This window comes from Collinsella aerofaciens (assembly GCF_005845035.1).
In the GTDB taxonomy this organism is placed as follows: domain Bacteria; phylum Actinomycetota; class Coriobacteriia; order Coriobacteriales; family Coriobacteriaceae; genus Collinsella; species Collinsella aerofaciens_I.
In genome coordinates this window covers 1-14,481 of sequence record NZ_SPFO01000030.1, presented here as the reverse complement: position 1 = coordinate 14,481, position 14,481 = coordinate 1, and the positions used below count along the sequence as shown (strand labels likewise).

The 14,481-nt window shown below is 57.3% G+C and carries 10 protein-coding genes; 9 read left to right on the top strand and 1 reads right to left on the bottom strand.

Going from position 1 to position 14,481, the window contains the following annotated elements; all coding sequences use genetic code 11:
• The first annotated feature begins 207 nt into the window (after positions 1-207).
• Together FGQ67_RS09745 and FGQ67_RS09740 are read left to right on the top strand one after the other, a co-directional pair.
• Positions 208-1,968 (top strand): VgrG-related protein, encoded by a 1,761-nt coding sequence (locus FGQ67_RS09745; RefSeq protein ID WP_138341743.1) that lies wholly within the window; start codon positions 208-210, stop codon positions 1,966-1,968.
• A gap of 202 nt (positions 1,969-2,170) precedes the next feature.
• On the top strand, positions 2,171-3,967 hold the full coding sequence (locus FGQ67_RS09740) for an AAA family ATPase (protein ID WP_171025299.1): 1,797 nt from the start codon (positions 2,171-2,173) through the stop codon (positions 3,965-3,967).
• 20 nt (positions 3,968-3,987) lie between these two features.
• On the opposite strand, the gene FGQ67_RS09735 is transcribed toward FGQ67_RS09740, so the two are convergent.
• A complete protein-coding gene (locus tag FGQ67_RS09735; protein ID WP_138341739.1) occupies positions 3,988-5,007 on the bottom strand; it encodes a glycosyltransferase in 1,020 nt (339 codons plus the stop codon).
• Positions 5,008-5,263: 256 nt separating this feature from the next.
• On the opposite strand from FGQ67_RS09735, the gene FGQ67_RS09730 reads away from it, so the two are divergent.
• From FGQ67_RS09730 to FGQ67_RS09700, 7 genes are all read left to right on the top strand, one after another.
• The gene (locus FGQ67_RS09730; protein WP_138341737.1) at positions 5,264-6,367 is read left to right on the top strand and encodes a glycosyltransferase family 2 protein; all 1,104 of its coding nucleotides are present in this window, start codon (positions 5,264-5,266) and stop codon (positions 6,365-6,367) included.
• Between the two features lie 6 nt (positions 6,368-6,373).
• A complete protein-coding gene (locus FGQ67_RS09725; RefSeq protein WP_138341735.1) occupies positions 6,374-7,414 on the top strand; it encodes a glycosyltransferase family 2 protein in 1,041 nt (346 codons plus the stop codon).
• A 74-nt stretch (positions 7,415-7,488) separates the two neighbouring features.
• Positions 7,489-8,607: a glycosyltransferase family 2 protein gene (locus FGQ67_RS09720; protein WP_171025298.1), complete on the top strand. Its 1,119-nt coding sequence runs from the start codon at positions 7,489-7,491 to the stop codon at positions 8,605-8,607.
• A gap of 12 nt (positions 8,608-8,619) precedes the next feature.
• The gene (locus FGQ67_RS09715; protein ID WP_138341731.1) at positions 8,620-9,687 is read left to right on the top strand and encodes a glycosyltransferase family 2 protein; all 1,068 of its coding nucleotides are present in this window, start codon (positions 8,620-8,622) and stop codon (positions 9,685-9,687) included.
• On the top strand, positions 9,688-12,174 hold the full coding sequence (locus FGQ67_RS09710) for a glycosyltransferase family 2 protein (RefSeq protein ID WP_138341729.1): 2,487 nt from the start codon (positions 9,688-9,690) through the stop codon (positions 12,172-12,174). It begins immediately after the preceding gene.
• 192 nt (positions 12,175-12,366) lie between these two features.
• Positions 12,367-12,933 (top strand): hypothetical protein, encoded by a 567-nt coding sequence (locus FGQ67_RS09705; RefSeq protein WP_212746038.1) that lies wholly within the window; start codon positions 12,367-12,369, stop codon positions 12,931-12,933.
• A gap of 891 nt (positions 12,934-13,824) precedes the next feature.
• A complete protein-coding gene (locus tag FGQ67_RS09700) occupies positions 13,825-14,124 on the top strand; it encodes a hypothetical protein (protein WP_138341727.1) in 300 nt (99 codons plus the stop codon).
• Positions 14,125-14,481: the final 357 nt, after the last annotated feature.

Here is a 14,481-nt window from a genome sequence, read left to right as displayed (position 1 = left end):
ATCCGGCCCTCAGGGTATCGGGTTCCCACATTCATCCGCACATGTGCGGATGAATGTGGGAGGTGTTCGGATAAAGTCGATAATCAAGGTTTCGCGGAGGGTTGTTGCCGTTTACCGAGGGGTTGTTGTGCAACAACGGGCGAGCTGCAATACTTATTTTTATCTTTGCAAACTGAACTTTAACTACACCAATGCAGGGAGGATCTTATGCAGCCCAAGCATTCTGCTATTGTCGCGGGCCTGACGCTGGCGCTTTCGTTTGGCGCCGTTTCCGCGCCGGCACCCGCCGCTGCCGAGGAGCCCACGCCGGGCATTGCCTCGGATGCCACCGATATCGATAAGGGCCTTTACACCCAACAGTCCTTCTCGGGCGTGTTGAGGTCGGTTCAGGGTGTCTCGTTTGTCAACGTGACTCCCGAGATGAAGTACTTCACCAAATATGAGAGCCATGGCAACTATAACCAGGGCTTTTCGTATGGTGACGGCTACAACGCGCTGGGCTATTACCAGTTCGATCGTCGTTGGTCGCTCATTCCGTTTATGAAGCAGGTTTACAACTACGATTCTGCCAAGTACGGCATGCTCAAGGATGCGATTGATCGCGGCAGCGAGATTTCCAACGCGAGCAATGCCATGTACGAGAACGACCAGCTTACCGAGCTGGGCCGTATTGCACAGGAGGCCTTCCAGGGTGCTTATAACACCGATCCTGCTGAGTTTTCGGCTCTGCAGGATGCGTATGCGTACAACTCGTACTATGCGGTGACCGAGGCGTGGCTCAAGAGCGGCCTGGGTATTGATATTTCGGGCCGCGCCGACTGCGTTAAGGGCATGGTGTGGAGCATTACCAACATGTGCGGCACCGGTGGCTGCAGGGACTTTTTCCGCTGGGCGAATCTTTCCAACGATATGTCCGACCGCGAGTTTGTGACGGCGCTTTCCAACAGCGTGGTCAATAACGTGGCGACCAAGTATGCAAGCCAGCCCCAGTACCACGAGGGCTGGAAGAACCGCTACCGCAATGAGCTAAAGGACTGCTTGGCTTATATCGCCGAGGACGAGGCAGCCGCTGCGACGCCCGTGCAGCCCGAGCCCACGCCGGTGCCCTCGCCGACACCTGATTCGAATGACGACTCGAGTGACGATGCCAACGATGACAGGATGGATGCGCCCTCGACCGATGCTGACGGTAATGGCTCTGCTGGTGGCACTACCAACGACGGCTCTACCTCGAACGGCTCCGATTCGAACGGCTCTGCTGCGGGCGATTCGCCTTCAAGCTCTGCCGGCAATACGGACAGCGACGCTTCTGGTTCGACCGGCGCTGACACCTCTAACTCATCTACCGGCTCGAGCGATTCGTCCGTTGACACCGGCTCTAACAACGGCTCCGGCTCTGACACGACCCCTGATTCCGATGCTTCCAAGGACGACTCGAATAAGGCGCCGGACGCTCCCGTTGCTTCGCCGGACAAGAAGCCTTCTTTCTCCGAGCAGCTTGGTTCTACGCTGGGTTCTTCGCTGATGGCTGGCGTCAATAACGGCTCGGCCCAGAACAAGGACAACTCTGATCAGGTTTCCATGGAAAAGACCGAGGCCGCAAAGGGCGACTCAAAGGACAAGGCTTCCGAGAAGGCTGAATCCGATAAGGGTCCTAGCTCTGATGAGAAGGACGAGAACAAGGACAAGACCGGGGACGGAAAGCAGCAGGGCGAGGACAGCGGTAAGGGCAACACCGATGACCAGGTCCAGGAGCAAAATGACTCCAAAACGGTGACCACCACGACCACGACGACTACAACGACCAAGTCATCTGGCGGTAACATGCCCAAGACGGGCGACCTTATCGTTATGGCGAGCCTTGCCAGTGCAAGCTTGGCCACGCTGGGCGCTACGTCTATCGTAAGTGGTAAGCATAAGCTCGATCAGCAGAAGAAGGCTTCTGGGGAGGACGGCTCGGAGGAGTAGCCTCTTGGTTGCTAGATAACTAAAGAGTTGGGACGGGGTCCGGTGCGAATGCATCGGGCCCCGTTTTGTTGTGCAACGATTAGTTATGCCCCCTCACGCCTCTTGTTGCTACCGTTGCCCGATATGTTCGCGCGGCGACATCGGTACGCGCGAGGCGGTCATTACAATTTGCATCGTGCAGCGATTTAGGGGGAACGTTTTGGTGTCTGAACAGGCAAATGTTGATTGTACTGCTGGCTTTGGCGTGCGCTTGATCGGCTGTGCCGACGATGCGGTTTTGCCCATTGGCATGCACGACTATGCGGAGGCCCTTGGTTGCTGCATGCTGGTTGACAAGACCATGTTTATTGCCGATGTGTTGGACTGCGACGCGTCCGTTGTGGTGTGCTGTCGACCCGAGGGTTTTGGCAAGAGCATGAACTTGTCGATGCTCAGGGCTTTTCTGGAGCGTCCAGCGGTCGGTCGTGCTGGTCAGCGTTTGTTTGCCGATGCTCAGATTTGGGATGCAGACGGCGGGCGCTATCGGGATGAGTACGCTTGCTATCCGGTGATATCGCTGGACTTTTCTGCCGCTGCGAGGCGTGGTGCCGCTATTGCCGACGTCGTGCGCGATGCCCTTTCGGGCGAGTGCGCTCGCTTGTTGGCGCTCTTGGAGGCTCCGGATTTAGCTCGAGACAAGGTGCGTCACATCGAACGCGTTGCGCGTGGCGCGGCGAGCGAGGATGAGGTCGCCTCGGTGCTTGGCGTGCTCATTGAGCTGCTGGAGATTGCCTGCGATGGGCAGGTTGTATTGCTCGTTGATGGGTACGATGCGGCGTGGTCTCGCCGTGCGAGCGCGAGGGACGCATCCGACGCCGATCCGGCAGAACTACTTGACCGTGTGCTGTTTGACGCCATTGCCACTGCGCGCGATTCGTTGCGGCTGACGTGTCTGATGGGGGAGCGTCCCGGACCTGCTGAAGCGGCGCTTTCTTTGCACGGCTGCTCGTATTGTCTGACGACGCCGCTTTCGACCTGGTGTGACCGTTGGTTCGGCTTTTCGGATGCCGAGGTCGAGGCTCTGCTGAATCATACTGGACGCGAGGAATGCCTGGATGATGCGCGTGAATGGCTCGAGGGATATCGGTTTGGTAGGGCCTATTGCTCGAGTCCAGCGCGTGTGATCGGTTTTCTGGACCGAGGCTGCACGGCGCCCGTGCGTGCCGATCTGTATGGATATGCCGATTGCCTGAGTAGGGTAGTTGCCGGGTGGAATCTCGACCGCCTTTCGGTCTTGTTTGATTTGCTCGAGGCCCATGGGTGCGCTGAGGTCCCGCTTTGTTTGGGCACTGCAGAGCCAGATGTCTCGCCTGACGATGGCATGTGGACAGCGCTATATCTGTCCGGTTTTCTTACGACGGATATGACTGAGGAGCCAGAGCATGGCGATCGCCTCCGTGCTTTGCGATTGCCCAATAACGAGCTTCGACAGGCCTTGCGTCTAGTGATTGTTGAGTGGTTTGAGTGCGCTGCCGAAGACATTCGAGACGTCGATGCGTTTCGCGACGGGCTGTGCCGTGGGAACGAGGATACCGTGGGGCGGGCGCTAAGCCGCATCCTGGGGGATGCGGGAATCGGTGCGACCGACCCAGATACACCGCTGCCATATCACCTACTCTTGCAAGGACTCTGCTTTGGATTGCCGGGCTATGCCAATCCTGCTTCGAGGCGAAAGTGTGGCGCGGATCGCTGGGACATCCAAGTTTTTCCTACGGGCGCCGTATTCGACATAGCCGATACGATCGGTATGCTCGATGAACGTCCGCTGACAACGATCAACATGATGTATGACCCCGGTGTGGATGCGCTGGGCCTGGAATTGCTGGCCGTGCAGGCGCTGCTCGACATAGAGCGCGACGGCATCGACGAAATCCGTGTGCCGCGACCCGGCGTTGGCCGCATGCGCTGGGGGTTTGGCTTTGACGGGCAGCGTGTGTCCGTGGTGTGCCAGCGGTTATAGGGGATGACGAAAGCCCTTTACTACTCTGCGTCCTTCATGGGCGGCATGGGCTTCCAGTTGGGGTCCTTGATGATCTTGCGGGCGTCCTTCATGCCGCGGCGCAGCGCCGGAATTCCGGTCTTAAAGCACTTGTCAACGGCGGCCAGGCGAATGAACTCCTTGCAGAAGGTCGCGGCGTTGCCCAGACGGAACAGCACGGGGTGATAGTCGCCGTAAATCTGCATGTAGCGGGCCAGATAACCGCGGTTGCGCATGATGTAGTAACGGTTGGTGTCGCTCGTGGAGTTGAGCTGGCGCTTGCCGGCGATATCCCAGTTAGAGACGGCGCGGGCGCGCTTGAGCACCACGTCGGCGACCACGGCGGCGGGGAAGTGCTGGCTGGCCACGTAGCCATAGCAGGCATCGTCGCCGTAGATAAAGAAGCGCGCATCGGGCAGGCCGATCTTGTCGACCACGCGGCGCGAGAACATGCCGCCCTCAAAGCACAGCTGGTTCATGGCGCGATAACCCTCTGGACCCAAGTCCCACTTGGCGACAGGGTTTGGAATGCCGAGCGAAAGGATGAGTTGGTATTGCCAAAAGAAGGCGCCGCCGTCAAAGTCCAGGCGCGAACCCTGGATGACATCGTAGCGGTCAGTCCACTTGGCAAGACGCTCGATGCCTTCGGGGATGACGAGCACGTCGTCGTCCATCACCCAGAACCATTGGGCGCCCAGGTCGTAGGCGCATTTAGTGCCGGCGGAGAAGCCGCCCGCACCGCCGCCGTTTTCGAGCTGCGGGGCGTAGATGACACGGTCGGTGCCGCCCTGCGCGTCGGGCTGCTCGGTGTCGATGCCCCACAGGTTGGCCAGGCACTCGTTGAATGCGGTGCACATGGCCTCGGTCTCGCGCGAATTCTCGTTATCGACAATCACGATGCGCCAGGGCGTTGCCGTGAGCTCGGTCATAGAGTCGAACAAGTTGGCCAGGAGTTCCTGGCGCTTGTACGTAACGACGACAATGGCGAGCTTATCGATGGGAGCGGGAGGGGTTGAAGGCATGAGGCAATATATCCTTTCACGCGCGGCGGGCGAGTGCTGCGCGGAAGCTATCGAATACGTCCTTGGGACGGTCCTATTGTAAAGGCTCGGCGCACCTTGGCGGCAAGCTTTGAATAAAACGCAGGAACCTGCCATGGGCCCGCCGCATGACGTGGGGCTGCTTTGCCCGCAAGAGGCTCCATAGATTATATAAACGCCCGCTGGCGCGCTGACCCTTTGATACCATGAAACGACAGGTATTTCCTAAGGAGCACATTTGTCTACTAACGCCTCTGGCAGCCCTGTTCTGTCGCTGCTTATTCCCATTTACAATGTTCAGCGCTACCTGCGCGAGTGCCTCGATTCCGCCCTGGCGCAGACGCTCAAGGACATCGAGATCATCTGCATCAACGACGGTTCTACCGATAGTTCGCCAGATATCATCCGCGAGTACATGGAGCGCGACCCCCGTGTAAAGATGATCGACAAGGCCAACAGCGGCTACGGCGACTCGATGAACCACGGTCTGGAGATGGCGCGTGGCAAGTATGTGGGCATCTTGGAGTCCGATGACTTTATGGCGTCCGACGCACTCGAAAAGCTTGTCTCGGCCGCCGATAGCAATAATGCCGACTTCGCGAAGGCGAACTTTGATTTCTACTGGTCTAAGCCCGAGGAGCGCCGTTCGCTGCACGAGATGTTTAAAGCCAAGGACTGCGGCAAGCCGGTGCACCCGAGCGATACGACGCAGTTCTTTAAGCAAAAGCCGTCGATTTGGTCTGCCGTGTACCGTCGCGATTTTCTTGAGCGCAACGGCATTACGTTCCTGCCGACTCCGGGGGCATCCTTTCAGGACACGTCATTTGCCTTTAAGGTGATCGCGTGCGCCGATAAGGCTGTTTACCTGCATGATGCTGTGTTGTCGTATCGCCAGGATAACGAGAATTCCTCGGTCAATTCTTCGGCTAAGGTCTTTTGCGTCAATACTGAGTATGCTGAGATTGAGCGTTGGATTCGAGAGGATTATGCCCGTGACCACGCAAGTGATGACGTCGCGCGCATGCTCAAGTTCAATCAGCTCATTAAGTACGATTCGTACATGTGGAACTACGTGCGCCTAGCGCCTAAGTTCTATAAGGAGTTCCTGATTCAGATGGCCAAGGAGTTCCAAGCGGCCTTGGACGCGGGGGAGTTTTCGCTTGACGATCTCAAGCCGTGGAAGCGCGCGAATCTCGCTGCCATCCTCAAAGATCCTGAGGGCTGGGTTGACGAGCATCCGAGTTTTGCGACGGATGGTGCCTTGGGTCGTGCTAAGTATTACGCCTCGGTTGGAGGGCCAGGCGTGGTCGCTGCCTTCCTCATCGAATCGCTGAGGGGGTAGGTCGGCATGGGTGAGGCCTCGTGTCCTAAAGCTACCATTGTCGTCCCCGTTTACAACTCTGCGCGCTCCATTCAGCGATGTCTCGATTCGCTGTTGGCCCAGTCCGAGCGCTCGATTCAGGTTGTCTGCGTCAACGACGGTTCGACTGATGATTCGTTGAACGCGTTGCGCCAGATTGCGCAGGCCGACGATCGCGTACTGGTGATTGACCAGGAAAACGCGGGCGTCTCGTGTGCTCGAAATGCCGGCATCGATGCCGCCGTGGGCGGGACCGTCTTTTTTGTGGACGCCGACGATTACATCGATGCTCAGATGGTCGAGCGCGTGCTGCATGCCATTGAGTCTGCAGATGCCGAGGCCGCCGTTTTTGGCGGTGTCTGTGAACCTGCCGATGCTGCCCCCAAACGCGTCCAGCAACTCATGAGCCCCAAAGCTGGTACCTTCGGCGCCCGTGATCCCCAACTACTGTTCCATTCGAATGCGCAGCCCTATGCCTGCCGTGCGGCTTTTTCGCGCGAGCTGCTCAGTCGCGAAGGCATTCGCTTCGCCCCCGGTTTGGCTTTGGGCGAGGACGTCGTCTTCCAATTTGCGGCTTATGCGCTTGCCCGCAGGACCGTCGTCATGCCGGATAAGTTCTACCACTACGTGATGGAGAGTGAATCGGCGACGCACGAGTTCAACAGTGCCGAGGCTCGCGCCAAAAAGCTCGATGCCCATATGAGAATGCTCGAGGAGGTCTTGGAGGACTGGGCGGCCTACGGTCTTTTGGACCTGTGCCCCGGCGAGCTGATAACTTGGTTTTTGGACCTAATTGTGTTCGACCTGGCGCGCTTGGATGCCGATGACTTCCATCGCGTGGCGGCTCGCGTCAACATGGACCTCACGACGTTTTTGGGAACGGAGTGGGCGGATATTCCTGCTAAGGGCGCCGTTCGCCGTGTTGCCCACAAGCTCGTTGCAGCGACCTCGGGCGTTTCGATGGCAGATGCCACGCTGTTCTATCTTTCGACCCGCGGTCTCAAAGCCTGCCTGGAGCGCTTTCTCTAATTCCAAGCGCTGCCGCCCGTCGCAACTCGGCTGCTAAAATAACCCTGTTACACGCTATTCAACAGGAGGTTCTCTTGCAGAACTCTGATACCCCTAAAGTTTCGCTGCTTGTCCCCATTTGCAATGTCGAGCGCTATCTGCGCGAGTGCCTCGATTCCGCCGTGGCGCAGACGCTCAAGGACATCGAGATCATCTGCATCAACGATGGCTCCACCGATAGCTCGCCAGATATCATCCGCGAGTACATGGATCGCGACCCCCGTGTAAAGATGATCGACAAAGCCAACAGCGGTTACGGCGACTCGATGAACCGCGGCTTGGAGATGGCACGCGGTGAGTACGTGGGCATCCTAGAGTCCGACGACTTTATGTTTGAGGATTCGCTCCAAAAGCTGGTCGCCAAGGCCGATGCTGAGCATGCCGATGTGGTAAAGGGCGACTTTTACCTGTATTGGTCCACGCCCAGCGAACGCCGTGAACTGTTTGGGATTATCGACGAGCATATGACGGGCGCCGCGTATCGCCCCGTCGATCGCCCGGGCATCTTCTACCGCAAACCTTCCATTTGGTCGGCTATCTATCGGCGCGAGTTCCTCAACGACAACCAGATTCGGTTCCTTCCCACGCCGGGTGCCTCGTATCAGGACGCAGACTTTAACTTTAAGGTTTGGGCTTGTGCCGAACGTGCCGCGTTTATTGCGGACCCCATTTTGTGCTATCGCCAAGATAACGAGAAGAGTTCCGTTAATTCGCCCAACAAGGTGTTTTGCGTGTGCGACGAATATGCCGAGATGCAGCGCTTTTTGGGCGAGCGTCCCGAGCTCAAGGCTCGGCTCCAGGGCATTTTAATGCGCATGAAGGTCGATACGTACCGTTGGAATGATGAGCGCCTGGTCGATGAACTGCGCGAGCAGTTTTGGGAGAAGGCCTCTCCCGAGCTCAAGGCCGATTGGGATGCCGGTCGCTTTGACCTGTCACTGTTCGATCCACGCGGCGAGACCGACTTGCGTCTTATGGTCAAGTCGCCCCGCGCCTATATCGATTCGCGCTTTGACTTTAAGAAGCCGGGCAAGCTCAATACGTTTAAGCATTACTTTAAGATCGGCGGCCTGCCGCTGGTTTGGCGCGTGCTGACGTATCAGCGCACCTACGGCGACAACCCGCACCCTGATGACGTTCCGGCCGCACAGTAGGAGCGAGTGATTATGGCTACCCCCAAGATTTCCGTTGTCGTTCCCATCTACAAAGTGGAGGAGTGCCTGGCCTGGTGCCTGGACTCCCTGCTTGCGCAGGACATGCCCGATTGGGAAGGCGTGCTGGTCAACGATGGCTCGCCGGACGGTTCGCGCGATATTGCGGCTGCCTATTGCGAAAAGGACGCGCGCTTTACGCTGGTCGATAAAGAGAACGGGGGCCTGTCGAGCGCGCGCAATGCAGGCATCGCCGCGTCCACGGCGCCTATTGTCGCGTTCTTGGATTCCGACGATCGCTTTACGCCCGATGCATGCCGCGTAATCGTCGATGCCTTTGAGCGCGAGGACTGCGACGTGTTGACCTTTGGCGCGAACCCGTATCCGCTGGAGGCGGGGTATCCGTGGCTTAACTATGTGCTGAGCCCGCGCGATGTGTCGTTTGAAGGCTATAGCTCCGACCTGCTGTTTAAGGAGGCGTCTCGCCCCTTTGCATGGCGCACTGCTTGCAAGCGTGAGTTTTTGCTGGGCAACGGGATCGTGTTCGACGAAACCGTCAAGTATGGCGAGGACCAGGTCTTCGATTTTGCCGTGTACGGTCGCTCGCGCAAGACCGCGCTTATTTCGAACAAGCTGTACGACTACCGCGTGGCGCGCAAAGGCTCGCTCATGGACACCATGCGCTATGACGACGAGACGCGCCTGCTAGAGCACGTGAAGATTTACTCCGCGGTGCTGGCTGACTGGCAGCGCGACGGTCTCGATGCTCAACATGCCGATGACCTGGCATACTTCCTGTGCGATCTGGTGCTGTACGACGCGCTCAGGCTGCTGGGTTCGGACTGCGGCAAGGTGTTTGCTGCCGTTGCCGCGGCGCTTGCCGGTTCTGCCGTGGGTAGCGATGCTGCGCTCACGCAATGTGCTTCATCTGTTGCTGCTATGGTGCGCGCGGCGCTTACCAGCAAGGCCCCCAATGTCCGTGGGTGCAAAAAGCTCATGTTCGATTACGACGTCTTGAGGTTTGGCCGCCTGGGTGCCTGCAAACGCATGGCAGCGAACGCCCTGGGAAAGCGAGAAGTGTAGATGAGTATCAAGCGTTTGGCACTTTGCCGCAGCCAGGGCCGTCTGTTTGTGCTGCTTCGTTTTGCCGGTCAGGATGTCGTCGCGCATATTGAGCGGGAGGGCTCTCAGGCGTTTGCCCATGCGACTACGAGCGGTTCTTGTGCGCCGTCGCTGGTGCTCCCGGTCGATCATGGCCGTGTGCTGGCGCTTTGCCCTTCCGTTTCCGATTACGAGCGCGAGCTCGCTGTCTTGGTGCTTCCGTTTTTGGATGGCTCGTCGATGGATGTCGTTTTTGCATCCGATGGCCAAAGGTTGGGCTCCATTTGTCTCGATAGCCGCGTGGCCAAGCTGGAATCCAAGATTAACTACAAAGCAAAGCCTGCGCTGTGTGCGCTTATCCGCGATGCGCAGCGTGGCGAACACTGCGGTCGCTACGAGATCGATGCCATTCGCTATTTGCCGGCAGACTCCGGCGCGGTGTGGCGCTATGAGGTTACCTGGGCGGGAGACTCCCAGTGCGCGCCTGAGCTTCAGATCTTCGATACGCATATGAATGCCATCGATGCTACCGTGCATGTGTTCGAATCGCAGGTCGATGTGCCGCAGCAGAATGGATGCCGTGTCAATAAAACGTATCTGAGCGTTGAGATGCCTCAAGATATACGAGATTTTGTCGCGATTGTGAGCGATTCCACAGAGCAGATCCAGAGCGGGTTTTGCGCCATGGATGGTCGCCTGTACAACGGCATGGTCGACGACAGCTGGAACCGCATGAAGGATGCACGCGCTGATGACGCAGCTTATCGACGTTGGTTTGAGCAACATCGCGCAAAGCCGGGCGATCTGGCGTGCCAGCGTGTCGCTTCGGTGGCTTTTGCCTATAGACCACTCGTGAGTATTGTGGTGCCGTGCTACAAGACTGATCGGGAATACCTGCGCGAGCTGCTGGACTCGGTGCTAGCCCAGAGTTATGACAACTGGGAACTGCTCCTTATGGATGCCTCGCCTGAATGGGATGCGGTGGCCGCCCTTGCGGCAGGCGCCAACGACGAGCGCATCCGTCGCATCGAGCTTCCCGGCAACGGCGGTATTGTGCTCAACACCAACGCAGGTATCGAGCGAGCGACAGGCGACTACGTCGCGTTCTTGGACCATGACGACATTCTGGAACCGGACGCGTTATTCCAGTATGTTTCCGCGCTGAATAAGGCGGCCGAGGACAAGCGTCCCCAGGTCCTGTTCTGCGACGAGGACATGTTCCAGAAAACGGGGGAGTGGGGCCAGCCGGTCTTTAAGACGCGGCTCAACGTCGACCTGCTCTATAGCCATAACTGCGTGACGCATTTCCTGATGGTGGAGAAGGCGCTCATCGATCGTATTGGCACGTCCCCGGAAGACGTTGCGGGTGCCCAGGACTACGACTTGACGCTTCGCTGCCTTTCGGCGGACGCGCGGTTTGAGCATGTTGCGCATGTGCTGTATCACTGGCGCGTGCATCCGGGATCGACCGCCGATGGCTCTGCCGATAGCAAGCCGTATGCTATTGAAGCCGGTCGTCTTGCGCTGCAGCGCCACTTTAACGCGCTGGGCATTTGCGGAACGGTTGAGGATACCGAGACGCCGTTTGTCTACCGCATGCGCTATGCGCTGCCGGAGCCTGCGCCGCTGGTGAGCATTGTGATTCCCACCAAGGATCACATTGAGACGCTTGACGCCTGTGTGATGTCGATCGCCCAGAAGGCAACGTATGCCAATTACGAGATCGTCTTGGTGGAGAACAACAGCGAAGCCCCGGAGACGTTTGCGTATTACGAAACCCTGCCAGAGCGCGTGGCTGCAGCATCCGAAGGCAAGGGCATCGCGCGCGTTGTGTACTGGCCGGGTGAGTTCAATTACTCCCAGATCATTAACTTTGGCGTGGAGCACGCCAAAGGCGATTATCTGCTGCTGCTCAACAACGATACCGAGGTCATTAGTCCCGACTTTATTGAAGAGATGATGGGCTATCTGCAGCGTTCCGAAGCGGGCGTGGTGGGTGCCAAACTCTACTTTGCCGATCATCTGGTGCAGCACGCTGGCATTGTGGTTGGCGTGCGCGGCGCACTTGCCCATGCCAACCAGGACTTCTCGGCAAAGCGCGAGGGCTATCTTGCCCGCGCTGTGCGCCCCGGTAACTTCTGCGCCGTAACGGGTGCCTGCCAGATGGTCCGACGCGACGTATTTGAGCGGGTCGGCGGCTACAACGAGGAATTCGCCGTTGGCTTTAACGACGCAGACTTTTGCCTGCGCGCATGGGAGGCGGGCTACCGCACCATCTTTACGCCCTATGCCGAGCTGTACCACTACGAGTTCACCTCGCGCGGCAGAGAAGAGGCCAACGAGGAAAAGATGTGTCGCTGGAAACGTGAACAGGCACTGTTCATGCAGCGCTGGCCGGAGTTCTTCTTGACGGGCGATCCGTGGTTGGGGCCGAACTTATCCGTTGAGAGCGAGTATTTCTCGGTCTAAGGCAATAGTTTTTAGGAAGTCTTTAACTTTCCTTCGCTATGAACTTGGAAGAAAGCAGGGTTGGACTACTTACTAAGATAAATTACGAAAACTCGATACTTTCGCGATAAGTTTATACAAGCTTATACAGCTCGATATTATTCGATATAAGTAGATATCGCACTTGCCTTTGCCGGCTTACCCGCCGGCGTTATGGATCTTATTAACGGCAAGGCGCTTACGTTCTTGCGTCGTGCCCTCCCCGAAGATCTGGCGCCTATCAACCAGGTGGAGGTAGCGCTCTCTATGGGCGATAGCTTTGTCGCGACTGGTTTGACCATAGAGGACAATCTTCTGTCGAGAGCCGCTAAGGCCACTAAGGGCTATGCCTATCTGGTGCAACTGGTCGGTTATTCCATTTGGCAGCGCGCCAACTTGCATCGTGCCAAAAGTGCCATTGTGAGCGAGCGCGATGTTGCCGAAGGCATTGCGCTGGCAGAGGCTCGTTTTCACGATGTTGTTCACGAGCCCGCGATTTCTGGACTGGGGCCTAACGATATCAAATACCTTTTGGCGATGTGCGAGGACAAACGACAGTCCAAATCATCCGAGATTGCTAGGCGCATGGGTAAAAAGACCAATGAGGTTAGCTCTATTAGGGCAAAATTGCTACAAAGAGAGGTTATTCAGGCGCCACAGAGGGGCTACGTGCAGTTTGCCGTGCCGGACCTAAACATCTATCTGCGAGAGAATGCCGAGGAGATTCTCGAACGGTTCTAGTTCGCTGCTTGTTTGGGGGCCGCGGATACTATGGTGGGTCATTCGATTGTTCGGACGGGAGTTCGCGTGCATACTGGGGAAGTGGTTAAGTTCCTCGTGGCGATAGATGAGGGGATGGGGTAGATTCAGATTTACTCGAGCGTCGGCCTGGCCCTCCTTTGGGGTATCGTTGCGGCGGGTGACATGTCCTCTATGTCGGCGTACTTCGCCACGGTGTTGCGGCTCAGGTGAAGTGCCCGGGCTATCTTGAACCCCGGGCGTCCGGCTGCCTCCGTCGACCGTATATCATTCACTGTGTCCAGGGGCACGGTCATCTCCCCATCCTTCCCGGGCGGCCTCGCCAAAGTGTCCGCCCGGGGAAACCGTATGGCGAGGGCCGCGCTCTCGGTTCCCGGGGTACGGCCCTTCTGCTCAAACTGCTCAGTTTCGGTGCTCACGGTGCTCGATTGCCGGCGATCACGCGGACCTCTTTTTAGTGATCATTAACACCCGTCGACATGCTCGACCTGACGCCGGGGCTCATAGAGCCTGCGCGCGCCGAGATGGGCGATACCCCGCTGGTCTATCCTTAAGGTAAAACGGAATAGGCGGACCGAACGTCCGACTGGGTCTGGGAAGCGGTGTCAGGCGGAGGGCGAAGCATGGCCACCGAACCCATCGAAACACATCTCCACCGTTCCTCCAACTGGGAAAACGCCGCCCCCGGGGCCCACGGGGTCCGCGGGGGCGTCCGGATAACTGCCGGAACGGCCTATCGGTTTAATGTGATCGGCTGAGATCGGAAATCAACAGATGTTTAGCGATTGTGTATGATTTTCAACCGGATAAATGTTATCGAAACTCTTTTCCTCTCTATTTTGGGGTATCAAGAGTAGAAAGGGAGGTGATTTTATGAATCATAATCAGGCTATTGAATTGGAGAGAATAGTTAGAAGTGTATATGACTGCGACAGGGGCGGTATGGGTGGCTATATTGATGCTGATAATTTTTCCTTCAATCCTTTTGATGCGGCGTTGATTGCACTTGCTCCACTGTGGAAGAATGACCCAGATCGACAGGTTGAAAATTTCCTGTATAAATGGGACCACATTATTCGAGCAGAAGTCTCGCCATCGGATGATTCGGTTGAGTCCTACATTGTCGAGTTGGAGCGGATAGTACATGACTTGGGCGGCGCTTCTCTCTGTTAGTCTAAGATTGACTCAACTTGGTCTCAGCGCCTAATTCAATTGTGCAAACAATGGGGTCGCTTCTCGAAGCGACCCCATTGTTTGTCTCTACTTGTGTGCCCCGTAGGGGTTCGTTCTTTCCATATCCATCTGTCCCATCCGGCCGAACGCCCTGTTCCCGAATCATTACCCGTTATCTAAACTGTTGGATTGATTTGGCTCTGTTAGGGCGGCAGGACGTTGAACATATCATGGATGCGGCTCCTGCACACGCCGTTGGCGAGCTGTCGCGCGACCGTGCTGTTAGCGCCGGGCGATTTTAGCCGCTAATAGTCAAACTATTTTGACCAATCCCGGTCACCGAATAATGGCCACCGT

What these genes read in the sequence shown, in the direction of transcription:
- FGQ67_RS09745 (WP_138341743.1), top strand. Translation starts at nt 208, where the DNA reads ATGCAGCCCAAGCATTCTGCTATTGTCGCGGGCCTGACGCTGGCGCTT.
- FGQ67_RS09735 (WP_138341739.1), bottom strand. Translation starts at nt 5,007, where the DNA reads ATGCCTTCAACCCCTCCCGCTCCCATCGATAAGCTCGCCATTGTCGTC.
- FGQ67_RS09725 (WP_138341735.1), top strand. Translation starts at nt 6,374, where the DNA reads ATGGGTGAGGCCTCGTGTCCTAAAGCTACCATTGTCGTCCCCGTTTAC.
- FGQ67_RS09715 (WP_138341731.1), top strand. Translation starts at nt 8,620, where the DNA reads ATGGCTACCCCCAAGATTTCCGTTGTCGTTCCCATCTACAAAGTGGAG.
- FGQ67_RS09710 (WP_138341729.1), top strand. Translation starts at nt 9,688, where the DNA reads ATGAGTATCAAGCGTTTGGCACTTTGCCGCAGCCAGGGCCGTCTGTTT.
- FGQ67_RS09705 (WP_212746038.1), top strand. Translation starts at nt 12,367, where the DNA reads ATGGATCTTATTAACGGCAAGGCGCTTACGTTCTTGCGTCGTGCCCTC.
- FGQ67_RS09700 (WP_138341727.1), top strand. Translation starts at nt 13,825, where the DNA reads ATGAATCATAATCAGGCTATTGAATTGGAGAGAATAGTTAGAAGTGTA.